Source organism: Aeromicrobium panaciterrae (assembly GCF_031457275.1).
GTDB classification, from domain to species: Bacteria; Actinomycetota; Actinomycetes; order Propionibacteriales; family Nocardioidaceae; genus Aeromicrobium; species Aeromicrobium panaciterrae_A.
Map to the genome: position 1 here is coordinate 853,121 of NZ_JAVDWH010000001.1, position 22,606 is coordinate 875,726.

Below are 22,606 nucleotides of genomic sequence, written 5' to 3' on the forward strand. Positions count from 1 at the left end.
GCGTCCTGTCATGCTTGGCGGCAATGAATCCACGCTACCGCCGACTCCTGATCCCGGGACTGCTCGTCCTGTTGCTCGTAGTCGTGATCGTCAGCTCCCTGGCTCGTCGTGCCGACGGAGCCGAGGCCGAACCGCAGGTCGTCAGTCGTATGAACGATCCGCGGATCACCGAGTCGAGCGGGCTTGCGGTGAGTCGCTCGTACGACGGCATCGTCTACACGATCAACGACTCGGGCAACGATCCGCTGATCTTCGCCATCGAGCTGAAGACCGGTCGTACAGTCGGTGTGACCCGAGTCGAGGGCGGCACGCTGAGTGACACCGAGGCGCTGGCGATCGACAGCGAAGGCACGTTGTGGGTGGCTGACACCGGCGACAACCTCGAACGCCGCAAGGACGCTGCCCTGTACGCATTGCCTGAACAGGGGCCCGGCAATCACACGGTCGTGGCATCGCGCTACCCGATCTCGTATGACGCCGACTCGCACAACGTTGAGGCGCTGCTGGTCCATCCAGTGACCGGGGCCAAGCTCCTGGTGAGCAAGGCACTGCTCAGCGGCACGATCTACAAACTGCCGACTACGTTGTCGACCGATCGCACCAATCTCGCGGTCGCTCAGAAGGGCACCGGACCGTCGGCTGTCACTGACGCGACCTACACGTCAGACGGCAAGTACGCGGTCATGCGTACGTACGCCTCGATGTATCTGTTTGATGCGGCGAAGGGGACGCTGCTCAACGGTGTCCGGACGCCGGACCAGAAGCAGGGTGAGACGATTGCGGCCGAGGCCCGCTCATTGCTTGTCGGCAGCGAGGGCTCCGATTCGGAGCTCATTCGTGTGCCCATCCCCTCGGCCACTCCCGAGCCGACGCCGACGCCGACGGACGCTTCCAAGCCGACTCCAGAGCAGGGTGATGATCTGCCCGTTGAGCCGATGCTGTTCGTGTTCGGTGCTGTGGGGGCTGCTGTGATCCTGGGTGTTGGTGTGGCGATTCGTGCAAAACGTTCTCGTCGAGTCGTATCGGACTAAGGCCTTCCTCTGGCATGCTCCGTTGTCGATAGGCCTCGGGCACACACTCCCATTGAGAGCAGAGGGCGGCGATGACAAGTACGACCAAAAAGCCCAGCGGCGGTAGCGCGCTGGAGAACTACTTCAAGATCAGCGAGCGCGGGTCGAGCATCGGGCGAGAGGTACGCGGCGGTGCCGTGACCTTCTTGACGATGGCGTACATCATCGTGCTCAACCCGATCATCTTGTCCAACGTCGCTGACGTGGACGGGAACTTCCTCGGTGGCGGCTCCGAGCCGGGCTCAGGATTCGCGACCATCGCGGCCGTGACAGCGCTGGTCGCAGGTGTGCTCACGATCCTCATGGGCGTCGTGGCCAACTTCCCGCTCGCACTCGCGACCGGACTTGGACTCAACGCATTCGTCGCGTTCTCGGTCGCGTCGCAGATGACGTGGGCGGACGCGATGGGTCTCGTCGTCCTTGAGGGCCTGATCATCTTGGTCCTGGTGCTGACTGGCTTCAGAAAAGCAGTGTTCGACGCCGTTCCGCGACAGCTCAAGACCGCGATCGCCGTCGGTATCGGTCTGTTCATCACGTTCATCGGTCTGGTTGACGCAGGCTTCGTACGCACGAGTGGTCTCGCCGCGCCTCCGGTGAACCTGGGTATCGGTGGCGACCTCTCCGGTTGGCCCGTGCTGGTGTTCATCATCGGCCTGTTGCTGATGATCTCGCTCTACTCGCGTGGCATCCCGGGTGCCATCCTGATCGGCATCATCGCCACGACGATCATCGCCGGCATCATCCAGAAGATCACTGACACGGCGCCTAGCTTTGGCGATCCCACCTCAAAGGGCTGGAACCTGAACGTTCCTGAATGGCCCGACAAGGTCTTCGCGAAGCCTGACTTCGGCCTGCTGGGTGACTTCAACCTGTTCGACGGCTTCGATCGCGCTGGTGCTGTGACGGCTGCGCTGTTGGTGTTCACGCTGTTGCTGGCTGACTTCTTCGACACGATGGGCACGATGACCGCCATTGGTGCGGAAGCGGATCTCAACGACAAGGACGGCACGCCCGAGGGTGCGCAGAAGATCCTGATCGTCGACTCCATCGCCGCTGCGGCTGGTGGCGCTGCGGGCATCTCGAGCAACACGTCATACATCGAGTCGGCTTCGGGAGTTGGCGACGGCGCTCGTACGGGCCTCGCTTCGGTCGTCACCGGTGTGCTGTTCCTGCTGTCGACACTGGCAGTCCCGCTGGTCGAGCACATCCCCAACGAAGCGGCAGTTCCTGCCCTGGTCCTCGTCGGCTTCCTGATGATGAGCCAGGTCAAGAACATCAGCTGGGATGACTCGGACATCGCGATCCCGGCGTTCCTGACGATCGCGCTGATGCCGTTCACCTACTCGATCACGGCCGGTATCGGCGCAGGCTTCGTCGCGTACGTCGTGATCAAACTGGTCAAGAACAAGATCACTGAGATTCACCCACTGATGTGGCTGATCTCGATTCTGTTCGTCGTCTACTTCGCGATCGATCCGATCACCCGCTGGTTGACCTAGAGGTTCTATGTTGGGTGCCATGCACATCGCTCTTGGAGACCAGGTTCCGCAGGTTGCCGACAGCGCGTGGGTGGCACCCAACGCAACCCTCGCCGGATCAGTCGTGATCGGCGATGGGGCAAGTGTTTGGTACGGAGCTGTCCTGCGCGCCGACAACGAGCCGATCACGATCGGTGCGAGGTCGAACGTGCAGGACAACTGCGTTTTCCACGTCGACAAGGGCAAGCCCGTACTGCTCGGCGAAGGCGTCTCCGTCGGTCACGGCGCCGTGATCCACGGAGCAACAGTCGAGGACCACGTACTGGTCGGCATGGGCGCGATCATCATGAACGGCGCCGTCATCGGCGCGGAGTCGCTGATTGCGGCTGGTGCGCTGGTGTCGGAAGGCGCGGTCATACCGCCGCGCTCCCTTGTCGCAGGCGTGCCGGGAAAGGTTCGTCGCGAGCTGAGCGACGACGAAGTCGCCGCGCTGCACCACAACTCCGAGATCTACGAAGAGCACCGCGAGCTGCACCGCAATGGCAACGTCGTCGGCTAGAGGTTGTCCACCACGTAGTCGATGCAGGCCGTCAGCGCGCTGATGTCCTCGGGCTCGATCGCAGGGAACATCGCGATCCGCAGCTGGTTGCGGTTGAGACCGCGGTAGCCGTCGATGTCGACGATGCCGTTCTCTCGCAATGCGTCGGTGATCGCGGAGGCGTCAACGCCATCCAGGTCGATTGTGCCGACCACCAGCGAGCGGTCTGCCGGATCGGTGACGAATGGCGTCGCGTACGTCGAGGCTTCCGCCCACTCGTACAGGCGGGTCGACGAGTCGGTTGTGCGCTTGACGGCCCAATCGAGCCCGCCCTCGCCGAGCATCCACTGGATCTGTTGATCCAGCAGGTGCAGGGTCGCGAGCGCAGGCGTGTTGTAGGTCTGGTTCTTGCGCGAGTTGTCGATCGCGATCGGCAGGTCGATGAAGCCAGGTATGTGTCGGCCGCTTGCCTTGATCGCCTCCGCACGCTCGATCGCAGCGGGGGACATCAGCGCGAGCCACAGGCCGCCGTCCGAACCGAACGTCTTCTGGGGCGCGAAGTAGTAGGTGTCGGTCTCCGCGATGTCGACGGGCAGCCCGCCGGCACCTGAGGTGGCATCGATGACGATGAGTGCTCCGTCATCAGCACCAGCGACGCGTTGGACCGGCACCATGACGCCCGTCGAGGTCTCGTTGTGTGCCCAGGCGTACGTGTCGACGCCCGCGACGGCGACCGGCTCGGGGTGTGTCGTGAAGTCGCTCTCGCGTACATCCGGATCGGCAAGGAATGGTGCCGCAGCAACAGCCTTGGCGAACTTGCTGGTGAACTCACCATGGACCAGGTGTTGGCTGCGTTCGCGGATCAGCCCGAACGTCGCTGCATCGAAGAACGCATGCGATCCGCCGACTCCCAGCACGACTTCATAGCCGTCAGGGAGTGTGAACAGGTCGGCAATGCCCTCGCGGATACTTCCCACGAGGTTCTTGACAGGTGCCTGGCGGTGCGAAGTCCCCATGAGCGTCACGCCGGTCGCAGCGAGGGCGTTGAGCGCCTCGGTGCGCACCTTGGAAGGGCCGGACCCGAATCGTCCGTCCTTCGGCAGCAGCTCTGCGGGGATCTTCACGGGATCAGTCTCTCAGGCGCCACGCCTGCCACAGGTTGGGTACCTCGACATCGGCGCGGTGTCGCGCGGAGCGCGCCGGAGTGCGCTGGCGATAGACGACCGCGACGGCGATCAGGGCAATGAGCGCGGCCAGTACGGCGGCGTAAGGCATGCGTGTCCTTTCGGGCGTGCCGGAGCGAAAGTGTCACCCCGAGTTACACCTAGGACGAACCAGGTCGCGAGATATGACGCGAATGCGAGAAACATGTCCGTCACATTGGTCACATCTGGTGGCCGCGCACGTGTGCCAACTCATACGATGCCCCTTATGTCGGACGCACCAGCAATTGAAGTCGACCTCGCGGACGGCATCTCACACGAGCCATCTGAGTGGGAGAAAGAGACCGCCGCAGTTCTGCGCAAGTCACGTCGCCTCGGCGAGGACGCGCCTGATTCTGACGTGTGGCAGGTTCTTGCAACCTCCACGCTCGATGGGATCACGGTGACGCCTCTTGGCACCGCATCGCTCACGGCTGATCTTGCCGATCCCGGACTCCCTGGACAGGCCCCGTTTACGCGCGGCAGCACCGCAACCCGCGAGCTTGAAGGCTGGGACGTACGCGCCTGGTTCGCCGATCCGGATGTTGAGCGGACCCGGCAGGACGTCATCACCGACCTCGAGAACGGCGTCAACTCGCTGTGGATCAGGGTCGGCAGTGGCGGCGTACCGATCGAGTCGTTGGCGACCGTCCTCGAAGCGGTGTTCCTCGACCTCGCTCCTATCGCGCTTGATGCACCTCATGAGCCCGTCGAAGCCGCGAAGGCATTCGCGACGGTCATCTCCGAACGGTCCATCACCCCGGCCCCCGGCACGAGCTTTGGTGCCGATCCGATCGGTGCGGCCTTCCGTGGACGCGGCGACACAAACCTCGAGTCGGCAGTTGAGGTCGCTCGCATTGCTGGGCCGCTTGGCGCCCGCGCGCTGACGGTCGATGCGACTGCTGTGCACGACGCCGGTGCATCGGACGTCCAGGAACTCGCGTACTCACTGGCCGCTGGCGCGCAGTACCTCCGCCTCCTGGTCGAGGCCGGCTTCTCAGTTGATGAGGCCGCTGGCCTGATCGACTTCCGTTACGCCGCGACTGGTGAACAGTTCCCGACGATCGCGAAGTTCCGCGCCGCGCGTCGCCTTTGGAACCGAGTGGTCGAGCTCAGCGGTGGTGCCGCGACCGGTCAGCTCCAGCACGCCGTGACCTCGCGTCCGATGATGGCGAAGTACGACCCGTACGTGAACATGCTCCGCACAACCGTGGCCGCTTTCGCTGCTGGCGTCGGTGGCGCCGCATCCGTCACGGTCCTGCCGTTCGACGAGCGTCTCGGACTGCCCGACGCGTTCAGCCGCCGCATCGCTCGCAACACCTCGAGCCTGCTGATCAGCGAGTCGCACGTCGCTGAGGTCGCCGATCCAGCTGGCGGCTCGTACGCCGTAGAGAAGCTCACGGACGACACAGCCCGTGCCGCCTGGGCACTGTTCGGCGAGATCGATGCGACCGACAGCCTCGATGCCGCCCTCGTAGTCGTACGCACGCACGTTGAGGCGACCGTGTCGCAGCGGGCGCTGGCCATCGCCAAGCGCAAGCAGCCGATCACAGGTGTCTCGGAGTTCCCGAACCTTCACGAGACGCTGCCCGAGCGTCGTCCGTACGCCCCCGGTTTGAATGACGCAGTGTTGGACGTACACCGCTACGGCGGCGAGTTCGAAGCGATGCGCGATGACCGTGCAGCGACTCCTGTCTTCCTGGCGACGATGGGCACTGTTGCGGCCTACACGGCACGCGCAACGTTTGCCGCCAACCTCTTCGCCGCCGGTGGTGTCGACACGGTCACCGCTGGACCCACCGAAGGTGTCGACGAGATCATCGCGGCCTACAACTCGGCAGGCAACGTTCCGGTCGTCTGCCTGACAGGCAACGCCACCGCGTATGACGCGTGGGGCGCCGACCTCGTCACCGCACTTCGCGGAGCTGGCGCCAAGCACGTCGTGGTGGCTGGCAAGAGCAGCCTCGACGTCGATGCCACCGCCGCCGTCGGAGATGACGCGCTCGCGTTCCTCCGCTCGATCCGACAGGAGCTGGGCGCATGAGCATTCCCAAGAGCTTCCAGGGCCTTCCCCTCGATCCCGAGCAGCCGTACGAGGCTGACGCCAAGGCGTACGCGAACGCCACCGATGGCTCAGAGCCGTGGGCCGCGCCGGAAGGCATCGATGTCGACGGGCTCTACACCGCCGACGACCTCGAGGGCCTTGATGCTCTCGACACGTTGCCCGGCCTGACGCCGTTCCTTCGCGGTCCCTACCCGGCGATGTACACAACTCAGCCGTGGACGATTCGCCAGTACGCCGGCTTCTCCACGGCGGAGGAGTCCAACGCGTTCTATCGCCGCAACCTCGCGGCCGGTCAGAAGGGCCTCTCGGTCGCCTTCGACCTCGCGACCCACCGCGGCTACGACTCCGACAACCCGCGCGTCGTCGGCGACGTCGGCATGGCCGGTGTCGCGATCGACTCGATCTATGACACTCGCAAGCTGTTCGAGGGCATCCCCCTCGACGAGATGAGTGTCTCGATGACGATGAACGGTGCCGTGCTGCCGATCCTGGCGCTCTACATCGTGGCTGCTGAGGAGCAGGGCGTTCCGCCCGAGAAGCTGTCGGGCACGATCCAGAACGACATCCTCAAAGAGTTCATGGTGCGCAACACCTACATCTACCCGCCGGCACCGTCGATGCGGATCATCTCCGACATCTTCGCGTACACGGCGCAGAAGATGCCGCGCTTCAACTCGATCTCGATCTCCGGCTATCACATCCAGGAAGCCGGAGCGACGAACGATCTTGAGCTCGCGTACACGCTGGCAGACGGTGTCGAGTACATCCGCGCAGGTCTCGATGTCGGCCTCGACATCGACGCCTTCGCTCCTCGCCTGAGCTTCTTCTGGGCCATCGGCATGAACTTCTACATGGAGATCGCCAAGATGCGTGCGGCTCGCGCGCTCTGGGCCCGCCTGGTCTCGGACTTCAATCCCAAGAACGCCAAGTCGCTGAGCCTGCGCACCCACAGCCAGACCTCCGGTTGGTCGCTCACTGCGCAGGACGTGTTCAACAACGTCGGCCGTACCGCGATCGAAGCAATGGCGGCGACTCAGGGACACACGCAGTCGCTGCACACCAACGCACTCGACGAAGCGATCGCTCTGCCGACCGACTTCAGCGCCCGCATCGCCCGCAACACTCAGCTGCTCCTGCAGCAGGAGTCGGGCACGACCGACATCATCGACCCATGGGGCGGCTCCTACTACGTAGAGAAGCTGACCCACGACCTCGCCAACCGCGCCTGGGCTCACATCCAGGAAGTCGAGAAGGCCGGCGGTATGTCGAAGGCGATCGAGGCCGGCATCCCCAAGATGCGGATCGAAGAAGCCGCGGCTCGTACGCAGGCCCGCATTGACTCCGGCCAGCAGGCCGTCATCGGCGTCAACACGTACCGCCTCGCCGACGAGGACCCGCTCGACGTACTCAAGGTCGACAACAAGGCCGTGTACGCGTCGCAGATCGCCAAGCTCGAGCGTCTGCGTGCCGAGCGCAACCAGGATGACGTCGATGCTGCCCTCGCCGCATTGACCAAGAGTGCCGAACGCGGTTCGACCAGCGACGGCTCGCTCGACGACAACCTGCTCACACTCGCGGTCAACGCTGCGCGTGCCAAGGCGACGGTCGGCGAAATCTCCGACGCACTCGAGAAGGTCTACGGGCGTCACCAAGCAGTCATCCGTACGATCTCAGGTGTGTACCGTGCTGAAGCCGGCCAGGCCGGCAATGTCGCCGCGGTGGTCAAGGCCACCGAGGACTTCGAGAAGGCCGAGGGCCGTCGCCCCCGCATCCTCGTCGCCAAGATGGGCCAGGACGGACACGATCGCGGTCAGAAGGTTGTCGTCACAGCCTTCGCCGACATGGGCTTCGACGTTGACGTAGGCCCACTGTTCTCGACACCTGAAGAGGTAGCCCAGCAGGCAGTCGACGCCGATGTCCACATCGTCGGTGTCTCATCGCTTGCCGCGGGTCACCTCACGCTGTTGCCCGCGTTGAAGCAGGCGCTCGAGGACCTCGGTCGCGGAGACATCATGGTGTCGATCGGTGGCGTCATCCCGCCCGATGACGTCGAGACGCTCAAGGAGATGGGTGCGGCCGCGGTGTTCCTGCCCGGCACGGTGATCGCCGACTCGGCGCTCGACCTGCTCGAACGACTCCGACAGAACCTCAAGAGCGGCGCTTAGACCTAGGACATGCCTCCCAATTCGATGGCCGGCTCGCGCGGCACCGCATCCCGCCTGGCGGCGTTATCGTCGGTCGACGGACAACCCCGGTCCGCCTCCCTCCTCTGCCTTGCCAGCCGGGCGCGGATGCCACGCTCCCTGATCGGCCACCAATTGAGAGGCACGTCCTAGTGGTCGATGTCGCCCAGCTCGCCGAGGACGTACGCGCGCGCAAGCGGGCGGCGATCTCGCGGGCCATCACGCTCGTCGAGTCGAGTCGCACTGACCATCGCGCTCAGGCGCGTGAGTTGCTTGGTCTGCTGAACCCTGACGCCGGGGGAGCCGTACGTGTTGGCATCTCCGGCGTGCCCGGTGTCGGCAAGTCCACGTTCATCGAAGCGCTCGGCACCTACCTCGTCGAGCAGGGTCACCGCGTCGGCGTACTCGCTGTCGATCCGTCGAGCGTGCGTACCGGCGGCTCGGTGCTCGGTGACAAGACCCGCATGGCCAAGCTCGCGGTCAACCCAGATGCGTTCATCCGTCCCTCGCCCAGTGCCGGCACCCTCGGCGGTGTCGCGCGAGCGACAGGGCAGGCCATGACGGTCCTCGAGGCAGCTGGCTTTGATGTCGTCCTGATCGAGACAGTCGGTGTCGGGCAGTCCGAGATCACGGTAGCTGGAATGGTCGACACCTTCACGTTCCTGACCCTCGCCCGTTCCGGCGACCAGCTCCAGGGCATCAAGAAGGGCATCCTCGAGATCGTCGACGTTGTCGCGGTCAACAAGGCCGACGGCGATCGCAAGCAGGAGGCCAACGCCGCAGCCAAGGATCTCGCCGGAGCCATGCGCCTCGTCTTCAGCGGTTCCAAGGAATGGGTCCCCCCGGTCCTCACCTGTTCGGCGCTTGAGGGCATCGACATCGACAAGGTCTGGTCCCGCGTGCTCGAGCACCGCGAGTCCCTCGGCGATGACGGACTCGCGGCCAAGCGTGCCGCTCAACAACTCGACTTCACCTGGGCGCTCGTACGCGATGAGCTCGACCAGCGCCTCCGCAACGACGAAGCCGTGGCCAAGGTCCGCGAGGAAGTTCGCGAAGCCGTCCTGTCCGGCGAGATGCCCGCCGCAACTGCCGCCGACAAGATCCTCGAGGCGTACGACTCCTAGAGACGATTCGCGTACGGCAGACATACTCAGGTATGCGGACTCTGTCGGTCGTGTTGATGCTCGCGCTGCTGGCTGCGTGTGGGTCGGAGTCGTCAGACCCTCCTGCCAAGGACGGCGCGGTGCGGACGATCGACCGCGCCACCGTGACTGATGTGCCAGCCGGCGACGGGCCGATTCTCTGCACCGGCCCGGTACGCGAGTCAGCGCCACCGCAATGCGAGGGTCCCGTCATCACGAACTGGGACTGGGCCAAGGTCTGGGGCGCGGCCGGTGAGGTCGGGGCGCAGTTCGGTGACTTCTGCTTCGAAGGCAAGGACGTTGGTGACACCTTCGAACTCACGACGCTGCCTCGACCGGTCGGCACATGTGGCACGCAGGAGTACCTCGCGCGAGCATCCGTCCTCGAAGACGGCGGCACCTTCGGCCAAGGTCATGGTCCGCAGCTATGCATGGGAGGGATCAGGCTGTCGATGCCTCCACAGTGCGACGGCCCGGACATACCGAACTGGAGCTGGGACAAAGTCACAGGTGAGAGCAGACGTTCGCAGACGACCTACGGGGTGTACGTCGTCCATGGCATCTATGTCGACGGTGACTTCACATTGACCCGTCCTCCGCTGGAACCTCAGCAGTTCGAGGGCGAGGTCCCAGCGGACGCGTTAGAGCGCGACTTCAAGACTCCATGCCTGGAACCGGACGGAGGTTGGTTCCCCAAGGACCGGCCCAAACTCGATGAGTACGCCGTGGAACGCGCTGCACCGTTCGCCGAGAAGCTCCCGGGCTACTCAGAGGTGTGGATTGATCAGCAGTTCAACGAGGGAACCGAGAACGATCCGAACAAGATCATCCTCAACGTCAGGGTGACCAAGGACGTCAAGGGTGCCGAGAAGGCAATGCGTACGGTTTGGAAGGGCGCACTGTGCGTCAGCAAGGCCACGCACACCGAAGCAGAGCTCCAACGCATCCAGCAGGAGACGCGGGACATGGCGAAGGGATTGGTGCTCTCGACATCTTCTGGCGATGACCACGTCGACGTGGACGTGATCCTCGACGAGGGTGGGCGACTGCAGAAGGCATTCGACGACAAGTACGGCGCCGGCGTCGTGCGCGTCAGCTCCGCGCTGTCGAAGGCACCCTCAGGAATGTGAAAGGCTGAGGTCGTGAAGCGATCCGTCTCAGCCCATCTCGAGCTCGAGCTCCACGACTCCGCTGACCTGATCTTCTCGATTGCCGTCGCCCAAGGCGCCAACCTCGAGTCCGAGACGTTCTCGATCAACTCTGGCGGCGGTGAGCTGGAGGTGCGTGAGCTCATCGGTCGCCACGGCACCAGGCTGCATCGCCTGACCGGTCCCGCCGGCAAGATGACGATCGACTACTCGGCTGTCGCCATTGGCCAGGCCGATTCCGCGCCCGTCGACGAGCTCGACCTGATCGAGTACCGCCGCCCCAGCCGCTACTGCGAGTCGGACACGCTGTTCTCCACCGCTCGGGCCGAGTTCGCTGGCGTCAGTGGCAAGGCGCTCCTCGACGCTGTCACCAGCTGGGTCGGCTCGCACCTCTCGTACGTGCCCGGCGTCAGCCTTCACACCGACGGCGCGGTTGCGACGATGTTGGCGCGTGAGGGCGTGTGTCGCGACTACGCGCACCTCGTAGTGGCTCTCCTTCGCGGCCTGGACGTGCCAGCTCGACTGGCCTCGGTCTACGCGCCTGGGCTCACCCCCATGGACTTCCATGCGGTTGCGGAGGCATATGTCGAGGATGCCTGGCATGTCGTCGACGCCACGGGATTGGCGCCTCGACAGAGCCTGCTTCGTATCGCCACCGGTCAGGATGCATCTGAGACGGCATTCCTGTCCCAGCACTGGGCGCGCGTCGACCTGTTGTCGATGCAGGTGATTGCCGTTGTCGACGAGCTGCCTCGCGACGATGTGTCACGGCTGGTCGAGTTGCGCTGAGCGCTAACGAACTTGGTAGTGGCGACGCGGGAACTGGGAGCGCCCCCGCGCCGCCTTGGGACCTACCTCTTGAGGAAGTAACTCGTAGGAACTAGGACCCTCTAGTCCTTCGTAACTAACTTGCGCGGGTTAAGTCAAGCCGAGACGGCAGAGTTCACAACTAGTTCACACGGAGCGGGAAGAACCCGAGCGTGTTGGTCGTGACGGTCCAACCGCCGATCGACCAGGCGGTGCCACCGCCGTGTCGCAAGAAGTACGTCGCCGACGTCGCAACCGTCAGCATCTCGTCGCGCTTCTTCGCAGTGTTGAAGACGGGGACTGATGCCTGGGCCGTGAACTTGGCCGCAATGCGGGGTTGCGCCTTGCTGTAGTCGACGCTGATCGACACGGTCGACCACTTCGGGTTGATCCACGCCGCGCGGCCACGATAGCCCCGCGTTGTGTAGGCCTTGCCGTAGTAGACGCGGCCCAGTCCGGCGGACGCGTACTTGCCGCGCTTGCCTTCACCGCGCAGCAGCACCAGTCCCAGCTCGTCGCGAGCCGCCGTGCTTCCGGGGTTGGCGACGAAGGCATTGATGCGCGGTTGGTAGATCTGGGTCGCGGTGGTCGAGCTGAGTGACGGTAGGACGAAGTCGAAGTTGGAGGGCTTGTACGACTGGCGGGGGAGGGACAGTCGTGAGTAGCGCTTCTCGAACACGAACCGGACTGCCTCGCACGCCGCTGCGTCGACGGCCTTGGCGCCAAACACGCGAACGGCATCTGCTTCGCCGGTGATACGTACGGCAGGGCACCAGTTGACCTTCTTGCCCTTGACGGACGCCTTGCCCGGACGGCCTGGCCACACACCGCGTACGGACTCAGGAGCCAGTGCTGCTCGGGCAGGATCTGGCGCGGGATCGGCCGTGGGTTTGGGCTTGGACGTTGCTGTTTCGCTGGCCGATGGAGTGCTGCTCGCTGTCGGCTTGTCGCCCACAGAACCGTCCGGTGCGGCGAAGCCCATTGCCAGGCTCACCAGGACGACCGCCGTGACTGCGCCGGCAAACACCGTCAGCCACTTCGTCTTCACGGCCCCAGCATAAGGGCAGTAGGTGGCGGCGACTGATCCCTATTGATCGAGATCAGTGCGATCAGGCGTTCGCCCAGGCTGGGTTCCAGCCCTCAACCTCGTCAGCCTTGCGGGTCGGCGGACCCGTGTAGATCGCCGACGGACGGATGAGGCGGCCGGTGCGCTTCTGCTCGAGGATGTGCGCGCTCCAACCAGCCGTACGGGCTGACGTGAACATCGCGGTGAACATGGGCGGCGGGACCTCTGCGTAATCGAGGACGATCGCGGCCCAGAACTCGACGTTCGTCTCGAGCACGCGGTCGGGACGACGCTCGCGGAGTTCCTTGAGCGCAGCCTCCTCGAGTGCGATGGCAACCTCGGCGCGAGGAGCCTTGAGCTCCTTGGCTGTACGACGGAGCGTGCGAGCACGCGGGTCCTCGGCGCGGTAGACGCGGTGGCCGAAGCCCATGAGGCGTTCGCCGTCGTCGAGGAGCTTCTTGACGTAGGCGGTGGCGTCGCCGGACTTCTCAACCTCTTCGATCATGGTCAGTACGCGGGCAGGCGCACCACCGTGCAGCGGTCCGGACATGGCACCAACAGCACCGGACAGCGCGGCTGCGACGTCGGCACCTGTCGAGGCGATGACGCGTGCCGTGAAGGTCGAGGCGTTCATGCCGTGCTCGGCAGCCGACACGAGGTACGCGTCGATGGCCTTCGCGTGATCGGGGTTGACCTCGCCGCGCCAGCGGGTGAGCATGCGGCCGATGATCGTGTCGTTCTTGTCGATCTCGGACTGCGGAACCATCGGCTTGCCAACTCCGCGAGCGGCCTGCGCGACATACGAAAGGACCATGACCGCGGTGCGGGCAAGGTCCTCACGTGCCTGAACGTCGTCGATGTCATACAGCTGCTTGAGGCCCCAGGCGGGAGCCGTCAGCGCGATTGCGCTCTGTACGTCTGCGCGGATGTCGCCGGAGTGCACCGGAATGGGGAACGGCTCGGCGGGCGGCAGGCCCGGCTCGTACGACCCATCGACCAGCAGGCCCCAGATCTTCTCGAACGGTACGCGGCCGACCAGGTCGTCGATGTCGACGCCGCGATAGCGCAGCGCTGACCCTTCCTTGTCCGGCTCGGCGATCTCGCTCTCGAATGCGACGACGCCTTCTAGTCCATGGTGCACTTCAGTCATGCTCTGCATTCTGCCCTGCGCAACTACGGTGGGCACATGGAGTCCCCTGATTTGGCTCGAATGCGTGAGTCCTATGCCCGCGACGGTCTCGCTGAGACTGCTGCCGGCGACGATCCGCTGAACCTGTTCGGCCGATGGTTCGACGATGCTTTGGCCGCGCAGATCCATGAGCCCAATGCGATGGCACTCGCTACCTCGACATCCGACGGCCACCCGTCCGTACGCATCGTGCTGCTCAAGGGCGTCGACGAATCGGGACTGACGTTCTTCACCAACTACGAGTCGCGCAAGGGCCGTGAGCTGGAGTCCAACCCGCGCGCCGCTGCAGCGATGCTCTGGCACCCGCTTCAGCGACAGGTGCGGGTGGAGGGAACGGTGTCTCGGATCGCTGCGGCGGATTCGGAAAGGTACTTCCATTCCCGGCCGCGTGGCTCACAGTTGAGCGCCGCGGCCTCACCGCAGTCATCTGTTGTCGAGGATCGAGCCGCACTTGAAGCTCTCTACGCGGACGTCGCCGAGACATACGGCGCCGGTGAAGTCACCCGGCCAGACCACTGGGGCGGCTATCGCATCGAGATTGAGTCGATCGAGTTCTGGCAGGGTCGCGAGGACCGACTGCATGACCGGTTGCTGTACCTGCGGGCTGGTACGAGCTGGAGTCGCACCCGGCTTGCTCCCTGACTCAGGTCTGACTCTGGTGCGCACAGAGCCGTCGAATTCGTCAATGCGTGTTCACCTTCCGGCCGCATGCGAGTCGGAGACTGGACGCGTCGCCCGATCATCGTGGAGGCATGTCAGGAGTCATGATCACGCTTGCCATCGGGTTTGCTCTAGCGTTCGCAGAGTCAGGCTTGGGTCTCGGCATCGTGCTGCCCGGCGAGACGGCCGTTGTCGTACTCGCGGCCTCGATGCGCTCCACCACAGACATGCTGTTGCTGGGTTTGGCAGTGATGATCGGCGCGAGCATGGGCGATCACGTCGGCTATCTGCTCGGCCGTCGGTACGGCGACAAGCTCCGCGACACCAAGCCCGTTCGTCGCCTCGGCGTTCGCCACTTTGATCGCGCGACCTCGATGCTGCGACGTCGTGGCGCATCAGCGGTGTTCCTCACCCGCCTCGTGCCGATCGTTCGCACACTGACGCCGGCCGCGGCAGGCGCAGCCGGGCTCGAGTACCGCCGCTTCGCACCCGCGTCGCTGGCCGGCTCGGCGACCTGGGCGGCCGCGTATGTCGGCGGTGGATCGGTTGTCGCGACGGTCACCTCGGTGACGACCGACACCTTCGGTCGCGCCTCATGGTTGTTGCTGGTGCTCCTTGCACTGGCTGTGGTCCCGGTGCTGATCATTCGCGCCGTCGTGGGCGTACGTCCGGTGGCTGCCGCTCCGGACGTAGCGTCCCTCGAGCTTTCGACCGGTGCGCGACCGTACCGGTCGACGTTCGCGCCGCTGATCGGTGACGTGCACGGCTACTAGGAGAAGTTGGCCAGGTCGATCAGGACCCACACCTGCTCGGCGTGACCCAGTAGTTCGCCCTCTGCCGTGTAGAGCGCAGTGTCGGTGAAGAACTTGCGGCCGTCCCGTTCATACAGGCTGCCCACCGAAATGCAGGGCTCTCCCGCAACCGGCAGGCGAGTGACCTCGGCGGTCATCAATCCGAGAACCATCGAGTTGCTAGTGAAGTCCGCCGCCCAGCCGCCGGGGCAGTCCAGCGCGGCCCACATCACTGGGACGTCGATGGCGCCGTCGTCTCCACCGAAGGCCGCATGCGGCGTCCATGGTGCTGATGTCCTGCCATCGGCGTACGGGCCGGTGAACAGTCGCAGCCCGTCACCCTCATCGCGTTTGGTGCCACAGGTGAAGCACCGATCGAACGGATGGTTGTGGAAGCCCGGGTATGCCGCGAGTCCGGCCTTCGCCTGCTTGTGTGTCGGGCAGGGCGGGGGATCGCGTCGGAACTCGCCGCTGCTCGCCTCGCCGACAACTGCTCCGCCGGCCGTCAGCAGGCGAGTCTCCGCGTCGCTGCTTTCCCAGGAGAGGGGAGTTGCCAGCGGGGGTGGAATGCGCAGTTTGGACGTTGTCGGGCCATCGCCGCCCAGCTCGTTGGCGATCAGCCCGGCGACATACCCGCCATTGCCCGTGCGATCGGGTCCGTTGAACTGGGTCGAGATCGTGACCATGCAGTCAACCTACTCAGCGAATGACCTCGTAGCGTCGGAGCGACTCGATCCGCTCCTCCGAGTGGTCGACGATCGGAGCGGGATAGCCGGCCGGCGGTGGATCAAGCTCCCACGGGGTGTGCACGTTCTTGGCGGGTACATCGGCAAGCTCCGGCACCCAGCGACGTACGTACTCACCGTCCGGATCGAACTTCTTCCCCTGTGTCGTCGGGTTGAAGACGCGGAAGTACGGCGATGCGTCCGTGCCCGAGCCTGCGACCCACTGCCAGCCGTGTTGATTGGATGCGAGGTCGCCATCGACGAGCTGGTCCATGAAGTGTCGAGCGCCGTGCTGCCACTCGAGGTGCAGGTCTTTGACGAGGAAGCTGGCGACGATCATGCGGACTCGGTTATGCATCCATCCTTCCGAGAGCAGCTGGCGCATTCCGGCATCGACGATCGGGAATCCAGTGCGGCCTTGCTTCCACGCTGCGAGAGCCTCGCCGGGTTCGTCGTACTCCATCTGCTCGAACGCGCGGTTGTAGTAGCCGAACGCGGAGTCGGGGCGATGGTGCAGCACGTCGGCGTAGAACTCGCGGAAGGCCAATTCGCGTGCGTACGCCTCTGCACCCTTCGACCTGAGCTGAGCGAGGTCGGCGAGCATCGTGCGTGGGTGGATCGTGCCCCATTTGAGGTGCACCGACATGCGCGAAGTGCGGTCTCTGCCGGGCAGGTCTCGTGCCGAGTCGTACTCGGCGACATCCTCGTCCAGGAACTGCCGCCAACGCGCGAGCGCCGCGTCTTCGCCGTACGGCGGAAGACGCATTCCGTCCTGAACGGGGGTTTCGGGGATGCTCACGCCACCGTCGGGATGGATCCAGCTCACTTCATCCAGGGCAGTGTCCGGAGCGCGCCACCCGTGCTTCTGCCAGGCGCGGAAGAACGGCGTGAATACGCGATACCCAGTCCCGTCGTCTTTGGTCACCCGTCCAGGTGCGACCGCGTAGGGCGAGCCCGTTCGCTCCAGCCGAACACCGTGCGTGGCCAGGGAGCGCTCGACGGCGTCATCGCGACGAGCTCCGTACGGGGTGAACGCCGCTGCAACATGCACGCTGTCGGCTCCAACCTCCTGCGCGACCCGGCTGACCTCGGTGCGGGGGTCGCCTCGCACGACATGCAGCCCGTCGATGCGTTGCGAGAAGTCGCCGAGCAAACGTGCGAGGTAGGCGGCTCGGGCGTTCTGGATCCAGAGCGTCTCATCAACAACGAATAGTGGGACGACTCCGTCCTGCCGCCCGGCAAGACTGGCCATTGTGAGTGCTGGATTGTCTTGCAGACGCAGGTCGCTGCGGAACCACATCACGGAAGTCGGCACGCTCCTATCCTCATGGCTGCATGCTCGTCGCGCACGACGTGAAACAATGAATCCGTGAGCGACCTCATCGACACCACAGAGATGTACCTCCGTACGGTTTACGAGCTTGAGGAGGAGGGCATCGTCCCTCTTCGTGCACGTATTGCCGAGCGCCTGCATCAGAGCGGACCGACGGTCAGTCAGACCGTCGCCCGTATGGAGCGTGACGGGCTGCTCACCGTCGAGGGCGACCGTCACCTCGAGCTGTCTCCCAAGGGACGTCAGCTCGCCACTCGGGTGATGCGCAAGCACCGTCTCGCGGAGCGCCTGCTCACCGACATCATCGGTCTCGAGATCGAGTTCGTGCACGAAGAAGCCTGCCGCTGGGAACACGTGATGTCCGAGCAGGTCGAGCGCCGTCTCGTCGAACTGCTCGATCACCCGAACGAGTCGCCGTACGGCAACCCGATTCCCGGACTGGCCGAGCTTGGCGAGACTGGCGAGGACACCGAATTCCTTGATGGTGTCGTGCCCATGACCAAGGCAATCATCGGCTCCACCGAACCCGTACGCCTTGTCGTCCGCCGCATCGTCGAAGAGCTTCAGAAGGACACTGAGGTCATGTCAGTGCTGCGTCGCGTTGGCGCGCTACCCGGCAACGACGTTCTCGTCTCACAGGGTCACGACGGCGTGATCGTCGCGCGTCAGGGTGAGACTGCCGAGATCGACGAAGAGTCGGCATCGCACATCTTCGTCTCCAGCTGAGTTTCGTTTCGAGCTAAGCCTTCGGCTTCCATGGGACAAAACCGCTGGTTCGACGTACGTACTCGTCGTAGCCGGGTTTGCTCTTCTTCATGCCCTTTTCATTGAGGGCTGCTCCGGTGACCTTGGTCAGGAAGATCGTCATGGCGATGGGGCTGATGACGGTCGCGAGACCTGCCCAGGAGCTGGCAGCGACGATCCAGATGCCGACCCAGACGCAGGCGTCGCCGAAGTAGTTGGGGTGGCGGGTGTAGCGCCACAGGCCTTGGTCCATCAGCTTGCCCTTGTTGGCGGGATCGCTCTTGAACGCGGCAAGCTGGGCGTCACCAACGCCTTCGAAGACGTTTCCAAGCGTGAAGATGGCAAGCCCGAGGGCGACAACCCACCAGACGATGTCCTCGTTGTTGGCCCCGACCATGATCGGCGTCGCGACGAGCCACATTGCGATGCCCTGTGGCAGGAACACCCGCAGGAGGGCGACCTGGGCAAAGGATCGGCCGTCGGCTGCGGCCAGCTCGGCGTACCGGGGATCCTCGGGCGCGTTGGCATTGCGGCGGTGCAGGTGCCACGAGAGACGCAATCCCCACACAGCAGTCATCGCGAGCAGAATCCAGCGAAGGTATGGGTCGCCGTCCCCACCTGAGGCCACCAAAACGGTCTCGGCGGCCACGAGAACGAAGCCGATGCCCCACATGGTGTCGACGACGGTCAGCTTCTTCTTGCGCTGCGCGATCGCCAGGCCGACCCCCATGAACGCGACGACAACGCCCAGACCGGCAGCGAGGCTGGTGAAGGATTGGGACAGGTCGTTGGGGATCATGCCAGCCACGCTAGTGGTGACGTCGGCATGCCAGCGACGCCGTTCGCACTCGGTTTGACCGCAAGGATCTGGTCGACGCCCATGCGGTTCTCCTCGAAGGCGAGCGCTCCGCCGACAAGATAGAGACGCCAGACCCGCGCGTTCTCCTCACCGATCAGGGCGACGGCCGTTGACCAGTTGTTCTTGAGATTGTCGGCCCAGCCTGCGACGGTCTGCGGGTAGTGCTCACGCATGGCCTGCACATCGCGGATCTCGAGGCCGGCGTCAGCGATCAGTCCGATCGTCTTGGCGAGGGGCTTCATGTGCATGTCTGGCGCGATGTACGTCTCGATGAACGGCCCGCCGCCCGGACGGTCGCCGACCGCATCGTTGCTGCGCGACATCTGCTGGATCAGCACGCGGCCGCCTGGACGCAGGTAGCGGTGGATCGACTCGGTGAAGACGACGTACTCCTTGTCGCCGACGTGCTCGCCCATCTCGATCGACGCAATCGCATCGATGCCGTTGTCGTTGACGCCCGACTCGCGGAGGTCGCGGAAGTGTCGGAGGCTGACCTCGACCCGATCCTCGAGCCCGCGCTCGGCGGCCTTCTTCATGACGTAGTCGCGCTGCTCCGACGAGAGGGTCACGCCGGTGACGTGCACGCCGTAGTGCTCGGCCGCGAACAGGGTCAGCGATCCCCAGCCCGACCCGATGTCGACCATCCGCATACCGGGCTCGAGCCCGAGCTTGCGGCAGATCAGGTGGAGCTTGGCGGTCTGCGCCTCCTCCAGTGACATCTCCGGAGTGACGTGGAAGCCGCTGGAGTAGGCCATGTTGGGGTCGAGGATCAGCTCGTAGAAATCGTTCGACAGGTCGTAGTGGTGCGAGATCGCTGCTTGGTCGCGCTCTTTGCTGTGCAGCTCGCCGGTCAGGTTGGACTCGGCAGCAGGCGCGGGTGGTCGACGTCCGATCGCGCCAAGTCGCACGGCCAGTGCCGCAGCCTTGGCCACCTGCTTGGGTCCGATCTTGGGTCTCCCGGCCGAGCCGTCGGCGGCGCGCGCATCGCGTACAGCGGCCCACATCGTGCGCAGTCCTTCGCCGAGGTCGCCCTCGATGTCGAGATCGCCTTGGACGTACGCGCGTGCAACGCCCAACTCGCCTGGCTTCCAGATCACGTGACGGAGAGCCCGCTTGTTGCGGATGACGACAACGGGTGCGCCTGGTGCTCCGGCCTCGCTGCCGTCCCACGCTCGAAGGCGGATCGGCAACGTGAGACCGAGCGTCTCTTCGGCGAGGTTCAGGAGCGCGGCAGCTTTGTTCACGAGACAAGTGTTTCGCGGGCCTCGGGGTTGCGCCATCTCAAATTGTCATGGGCTGGCATGCTTTACGGCATGAGCCTCGGGAGCGCCGTGACCACGTGGTTGCGCGGCATGGGGCTCGAGATCCTCGGGTGGATTCTCATACCTCTCGGCATCATCCTGATGCCGCTGCCAGGCCCCGGGATGTTGATCGTCGCCGGAGGGGTTGCGCTGCTGTCGCGCCGCCACGTCTGGGCGCAGAATGCGCGTGGGTTCGTCGAGAAGCGAGCCATTGACGCGGCTAAGTACGGGGTCGCGACCGTTCCGCGCATCGTCATGAGCACGCTCGGCGGTGTGTGGTTGGCCGCGCTTGGATTCGTGTGGTGGCACGGCGTCAACATTCCCGAGTTCGAGCTCGTCAACATCGGATTCGGACCCGAGCTGCCTGGTGGGCGGGCAGCAGCGTTCGGTCTGTGGGCCTCAGCACTGGCGACCTGGGCGTTGATCGCATTCAGCGTCAACCGCTGGCGCTTGCATCTCACTTGAACGGGTAGCGGAACGTCTCTTTGCCCTCGAGGGTGAACACGTAGTAGCCAGACTCGCTGTACTCGTTGGAGACGTACACCGTCATCGCCGGGAGTTCGTCGCGTTCGTCCAGGACGATGTAGATCGACTGGACCTCTTTGACGTTCAGTTCGTCGGGTGCGCGCTTGACCGCGTCCATGAGCGCCGGAATGTTGATCGCCGCCATGTCGACGACGGTGTCCTCGCCCTGACGCGTCGACTTGCTCGGGTCGCCGTCGTAGCCCTCCCTGAACGACCAGCGCTCGGTGCGTCGCGGGTTGTCGGGAACGACGATATTGACGCTCGCGTAGTCGGGGTAGATCGCTGCTGACTCGACTGTGGTCGTGCCGAACGCCGAGCGAGTGGCCGCGACAAACTTCTTGAAGCCGGCGGCGGTGTGGAGCTTGAGCAGGCCGTTCGGCTGGTTGTTGAGATTGGGTTCGCTGGTGTCGGTTGATGGGCCCGCAGTCTGAGAGTCATTGCCAGACGACGACGCGATCCAGATGATGATCGACGCTATGGCGGGGATGAGTGCGCCAATCAGAATCTTGGTCAGCAGACCTTTGGGAACCGACGCCGTCGACAGAGGATTGTTGATCCGCGTTGCGCCCAGCGGTCGGAGATCTGACGTGAGGTGAGCAAGTTCGTCGAGTGTCTTGGCCTGCAGCGCGGCCTGCGTACGGGCTTCGCGCTCTGCATCGTCAATGCGACCATCCGCGAAGGCCGACTCGATCTCGTTGAGACACAGATCGCGGTCGGCGTCACTCGCTCGGGTTCCCGCCATGGCAGGCACGATATCGCCAATTTCGGCCATAAGGTGAGCAGATGTCTCGACTCGGCGCCCTCTATCCCGCGGCTGATCTGCCGTATGTCAGCCTCGGCACCAGCCCGACGCCCGTACGCCGCCTCGACGGTCTCGGTGTCTCCCAGGAGGTGTGGCTGAAGGACGAAGCCGCGTTCGGCGACGGGGGCTGGGGCGGCAACAAGGTCCGCAAGCTGGAGTGGATCATTCCGGAGGCACACCGTCGCAATAAGAAGACGATGTTCACGGTCGGCGGCATTGGGACGCATTGGGGTCTCGCGGCAGCGTTGTACGGACGCGAGCATGGACTCCACACCGTCCTCGGACTCGTCGACCAGCCGATCGATGACCACGTACGAGAGCAGACGGCCCGTCTCGATGCATCCGGCGCCACGATCTATCGCTATCCATCGGTGGCCCGCCTCAAGCTCGCGGCGCCGATGATCCTTGCGCGCCACCGGATGCCGTATTACCTGCCGGCCGGTGGTTCATCCCCGGTAGGAAGCTTGGGGTACGTCGAGGTGGCGCTCGAGATCGCCGAACAGGTTGCTGCTGGTGAACTGCCCGAGCCCGCCACCGTCGTTTCTGCTGTCGGATCGGGAGGCACGGTTGCGGGACTGGCTCTCGGTTTCCGCCTCGCCGGACTCTCGACGCGGGTCTTTGGGGCCGTCGTCAACGACTCATTCAGGCTCGATGCGGTCACCACCAGTCGACTGGCGACCAAAACGGCCGATCTGATGCGGTCACGGGGAGCCGATATCGGCAAGGTGGTCATCGGACCGGACGACCTGACGGCAACGTCGAAGTGGATGGGCGAGACGTACGGCGCCACGACGCCAGAGGGCGCGAATGCGCTCGCACTGGCCGAGCGCGTCGCGGGCTTGGAACTCGAACCGGTCTACACCGCAAAGGCGCTGGCAGCGATCCTCGAGGGCAATATTCCCGGCCCGATTCTCTACCTCAACACCCACGGGCCGCGACCCGTCGCGTAACCCAGCCCGACGACGGGTCGTTAAACCC

General features: G+C 64.6%; 22 protein-coding genes. 13 read left to right on the forward strand and 9 right to left on the reverse strand.

Going from position 1 to position 22,606, the window contains the following annotated elements; translation table 11 throughout:
• The first annotated feature begins 23 nt into the window (after positions 1 to 23).
• From J2X11_RS04435 to J2X11_RS04445, 3 genes are all read left to right on the forward strand, one after another.
• A complete protein-coding gene (locus J2X11_RS04435) occupies positions 24 to 1,031 on the forward strand; it encodes an NHL repeat-containing protein (protein WP_309967134.1) in 1,008 nt (335 codons plus the stop codon).
• Positions 1,032 to 1,102: 71 nt separating this feature from the next.
• Positions 1,103 to 2,569 (forward strand): NCS2 family permease, encoded by a 1,467-nt coding sequence (locus J2X11_RS04440; protein ID WP_309967136.1) that lies wholly within the window; start codon positions 1,103 to 1,105, stop codon positions 2,567 to 2,569.
• Between the two features lie 19 nt (positions 2,570 to 2,588).
• Entirely contained in the window at positions 2,589 to 3,107 is a 519-nt protein-coding gene (locus tag J2X11_RS04445; protein ID WP_309967137.1) for a gamma carbonic anhydrase family protein, read from the forward strand.
• Here the strand turns inward: J2X11_RS04445 and serC are convergent.
• Both serC and J2X11_RS04455 read right to left on the reverse strand, forming a co-directional pair.
• Positions 3,104 to 4,210 carry a phosphoserine transaminase gene (gene serC / locus J2X11_RS04450; protein WP_309967139.1) on the reverse strand — a complete coding sequence of 369 codons (1,107 nt, stop codon included), beginning with the start codon at positions 4,208 to 4,210 and terminating at the stop codon, positions 3,104 to 3,106. The genes J2X11_RS04445 and serC overlap by 4 nt on opposite strands.
• 4 nt (positions 4,211 to 4,214) lie before the next feature.
• Positions 4,215 to 4,361 (reverse strand): hypothetical protein, encoded by a 147-nt coding sequence (locus J2X11_RS04455; protein WP_309967141.1) that lies wholly within the window; start codon positions 4,359 to 4,361, stop codon positions 4,215 to 4,217.
• A 156-nt stretch (positions 4,362 to 4,517) separates the two neighbouring features.
• On the opposite strand from J2X11_RS04455, the gene J2X11_RS04460 reads away from it, so the two are divergent.
• From J2X11_RS04460 to J2X11_RS04480, 5 genes are all read left to right on the forward strand, one after another.
• Positions 4,518 to 6,332, forward strand: coding sequence for a methylmalonyl-CoA mutase family protein (locus tag J2X11_RS04460; protein WP_309967143.1), 1,815 nt, complete (start codon positions 4,518 to 4,520; stop codon positions 6,330 to 6,332).
• Positions 6,329 to 8,518 carry a methylmalonyl-CoA mutase gene (gene scpA / locus J2X11_RS04465; RefSeq protein WP_309967144.1) on the forward strand — a complete coding sequence of 730 codons (2,190 nt, stop codon included), beginning with the start codon at positions 6,329 to 6,331 and terminating at the stop codon, positions 8,516 to 8,518. The genes J2X11_RS04460 and scpA overlap by 4 nt, the downstream gene beginning before the upstream one ends.
• Positions 8,519 to 8,688: 170 nt before the next feature.
• Complete coding sequence (gene meaB, locus J2X11_RS04470) at positions 8,689 to 9,660, forward strand: methylmalonyl Co-A mutase-associated GTPase MeaB (protein WP_309967147.1); 972 nt, start codon at positions 8,689 to 8,691, stop codon at positions 9,658 to 9,660.
• A 32-nt stretch (positions 9,661 to 9,692) separates the two neighbouring features.
• Positions 9,693 to 10,808, forward strand: a complete 1,116-nt coding sequence (locus J2X11_RS04475) for a hypothetical protein (protein WP_309967149.1) — start codon at positions 9,693 to 9,695, stop codon at positions 10,806 to 10,808.
• Positions 10,809 to 10,820: 12 nt separating this feature from the next.
• The gene (locus tag J2X11_RS04480; protein WP_309967150.1) at positions 10,821 to 11,615 is read left to right on the forward strand and encodes a transglutaminase-like domain-containing protein; all 795 of its coding nucleotides are present in this window, start codon (positions 10,821 to 10,823) and stop codon (positions 11,613 to 11,615) included.
• A 160-nt stretch (positions 11,616 to 11,775) separates the two neighbouring features.
• Here the strand turns inward: J2X11_RS04480 and J2X11_RS04485 are convergent, their stop codons facing one another.
• Both J2X11_RS04485 and J2X11_RS04490 read right to left on the reverse strand, forming a co-directional pair.
• On the reverse strand, positions 11,776 to 12,681 hold the full coding sequence (locus tag J2X11_RS04485; RefSeq protein WP_309967152.1) for a hypothetical protein: 906 nt from the start codon (positions 12,679 to 12,681) through the stop codon (positions 11,776 to 11,778).
• A gap of 61 nt (positions 12,682 to 12,742) precedes the next feature.
• Positions 12,743 to 13,849, reverse strand: a complete 1,107-nt coding sequence (locus tag J2X11_RS04490) for a citrate synthase 2 (protein ID WP_309967154.1) — start codon at positions 13,847 to 13,849, stop codon at positions 12,743 to 12,745.
• 36 nt (positions 13,850 to 13,885) lie between these two features.
• Between J2X11_RS04490 and pdxH the strand changes: the two genes are divergently transcribed.
• Both pdxH and J2X11_RS04500 read left to right on the forward strand, forming a co-directional pair.
• Positions 13,886 to 14,530: a pyridoxamine 5'-phosphate oxidase gene (gene pdxH / locus J2X11_RS04495; protein ID WP_309967155.1), complete on the forward strand. Its 645-nt coding sequence runs from the start codon at positions 13,886 to 13,888 to the stop codon at positions 14,528 to 14,530.
• 122 nt (positions 14,531 to 14,652) lie between these two features.
• Positions 14,653 to 15,321, forward strand: coding sequence for a DedA family protein (locus tag J2X11_RS04500; protein ID WP_309967156.1), 669 nt, complete (start codon positions 14,653 to 14,655; stop codon positions 15,319 to 15,321).
• Here the strand turns inward: J2X11_RS04500 and J2X11_RS04505 are convergent.
• Positions 15,318 to 16,025, reverse strand: a complete 708-nt coding sequence (locus J2X11_RS04505) for a hypothetical protein (protein ID WP_309967158.1) — start codon at positions 16,023 to 16,025, stop codon at positions 15,318 to 15,320. The genes J2X11_RS04500 and J2X11_RS04505 overlap by 4 nt on opposite strands.
• A gap of 13 nt (positions 16,026 to 16,038) precedes the next feature.
• Positions 16,039 to 17,379 (reverse strand): cryptochrome/photolyase family protein, encoded by a 1,341-nt coding sequence (locus J2X11_RS04510; protein ID WP_309967160.1) that lies wholly within the window; start codon positions 17,377 to 17,379, stop codon positions 16,039 to 16,041.
• 54 nt (positions 17,380 to 17,433) lie between these two features.
• Between J2X11_RS04510 and J2X11_RS04515 the strand changes: the two genes are divergently transcribed.
• Positions 17,434 to 18,123: a metal-dependent transcriptional regulator gene (locus tag J2X11_RS04515; RefSeq protein WP_309967163.1), complete on the forward strand. Its 690-nt coding sequence runs from the start codon at positions 17,434 to 17,436 to the stop codon at positions 18,121 to 18,123.
• A 13-nt stretch (positions 18,124 to 18,136) separates the two neighbouring features.
• On the opposite strand, the gene J2X11_RS04520 is transcribed toward J2X11_RS04515, so the two are convergent.
• Positions 18,137 to 18,940: a DUF1295 domain-containing protein gene (locus J2X11_RS04520; protein WP_309967165.1), complete on the reverse strand. Its 804-nt coding sequence runs from the start codon at positions 18,938 to 18,940 to the stop codon at positions 18,137 to 18,139.
• A complete protein-coding gene (locus J2X11_RS04525) occupies positions 18,937 to 20,244 on the reverse strand; it encodes a cyclopropane-fatty-acyl-phospholipid synthase family protein (protein WP_309967167.1) in 1,308 nt (435 codons plus the stop codon). The genes J2X11_RS04520 and J2X11_RS04525 overlap by 4 nt, the downstream gene beginning before the upstream one ends.
• Before the next feature lie 69 nt (positions 20,245 to 20,313).
• Here J2X11_RS04525 and J2X11_RS04530 point away from each other — a divergent pair, with 69 nt between their 5' ends.
• Entirely contained in the window at positions 20,314 to 20,766 is a 453-nt protein-coding gene (locus J2X11_RS04530) for a PGPGW domain-containing protein (RefSeq protein WP_309967170.1), read from the forward strand.
• On the opposite strand, the gene J2X11_RS04535 is transcribed toward J2X11_RS04530, so the two are convergent.
• The gene (locus tag J2X11_RS04535) at positions 20,759 to 21,568 is read right to left on the reverse strand and encodes a DUF1707 SHOCT-like domain-containing protein (protein WP_309967172.1); all 810 of its coding nucleotides are present in this window, start codon (positions 21,566 to 21,568) and stop codon (positions 20,759 to 20,761) included. The two genes, J2X11_RS04530 and J2X11_RS04535, sit on opposite strands and share 8 nt — an antisense overlap.
• Before the next feature lie 41 nt (positions 21,569 to 21,609).
• Between J2X11_RS04535 and J2X11_RS04540 the strand changes: the two genes are divergently transcribed.
• Complete coding sequence (locus J2X11_RS04540) at positions 21,610 to 22,578, forward strand: 1-aminocyclopropane-1-carboxylate deaminase/D-cysteine desulfhydrase (RefSeq protein WP_309967174.1); 969 nt, start codon at positions 21,610 to 21,612, stop codon at positions 22,576 to 22,578.
• Positions 22,579 to 22,606: the final 28 nt, after the last annotated feature.

Coding starts and splice junctions, on each gene's coding strand:
- J2X11_RS04435 (WP_309967134.1), top strand. CDS start 24: ATGAATCCACGCTACCGCCGACTCCTGATCCCGGGACTGCTCGTCCTG.
- J2X11_RS04440 (WP_309967136.1), top strand. CDS start 1,103: ATGACAAGTACGACCAAAAAGCCCAGCGGCGGTAGCGCGCTGGAGAAC.
- J2X11_RS04445 (WP_309967137.1), top strand. CDS start 2,589: ATGCACATCGCTCTTGGAGACCAGGTTCCGCAGGTTGCCGACAGCGCG.
- J2X11_RS04455 (WP_309967141.1), bottom strand. CDS start 4,361: ATGCCTTACGCCGCCGTACTGGCCGCGCTCATTGCCCTGATCGCCGTC.
- J2X11_RS04460 (WP_309967143.1), top strand. CDS start 4,518: ATGTCGGACGCACCAGCAATTGAAGTCGACCTCGCGGACGGCATCTCA.
- scpA (WP_309967144.1), top strand. CDS start 6,329: ATGAGCATTCCCAAGAGCTTCCAGGGCCTTCCCCTCGATCCCGAGCAG.
- J2X11_RS04475 (WP_309967149.1), top strand. CDS start 9,693: ATGCGGACTCTGTCGGTCGTGTTGATGCTCGCGCTGCTGGCTGCGTGT.
- J2X11_RS04490 (WP_309967154.1), bottom strand. CDS start 13,849: ATGACTGAAGTGCACCATGGACTAGAAGGCGTCGTCGCATTCGAGAGC.
- pdxH (WP_309967155.1), top strand. CDS start 13,886: ATGGAGTCCCCTGATTTGGCTCGAATGCGTGAGTCCTATGCCCGCGAC.
- J2X11_RS04500 (WP_309967156.1), top strand. CDS start 14,653: ATGATCACGCTTGCCATCGGGTTTGCTCTAGCGTTCGCAGAGTCAGGC.
- J2X11_RS04505 (WP_309967158.1), bottom strand. CDS start 16,025: ATGGTCACGATCTCGACCCAGTTCAACGGACCCGATCGCACGGGCAAT.
- J2X11_RS04520 (WP_309967165.1), bottom strand. CDS start 18,940: ATGATCCCCAACGACCTGTCCCAATCCTTCACCAGCCTCGCTGCCGGT.
- J2X11_RS04530 (WP_309967170.1), top strand. CDS start 20,314: ATGAGCCTCGGGAGCGCCGTGACCACGTGGTTGCGCGGCATGGGGCTC.
- J2X11_RS04535 (WP_309967172.1), bottom strand. CDS start 21,568: ATGGCGGGAACCCGAGCGAGTGACGCCGACCGCGATCTGTGTCTCAAC.
- J2X11_RS04540 (WP_309967174.1), top strand. CDS start 21,610: ATGTCTCGACTCGGCGCCCTCTATCCCGCGGCTGATCTGCCGTATGTC.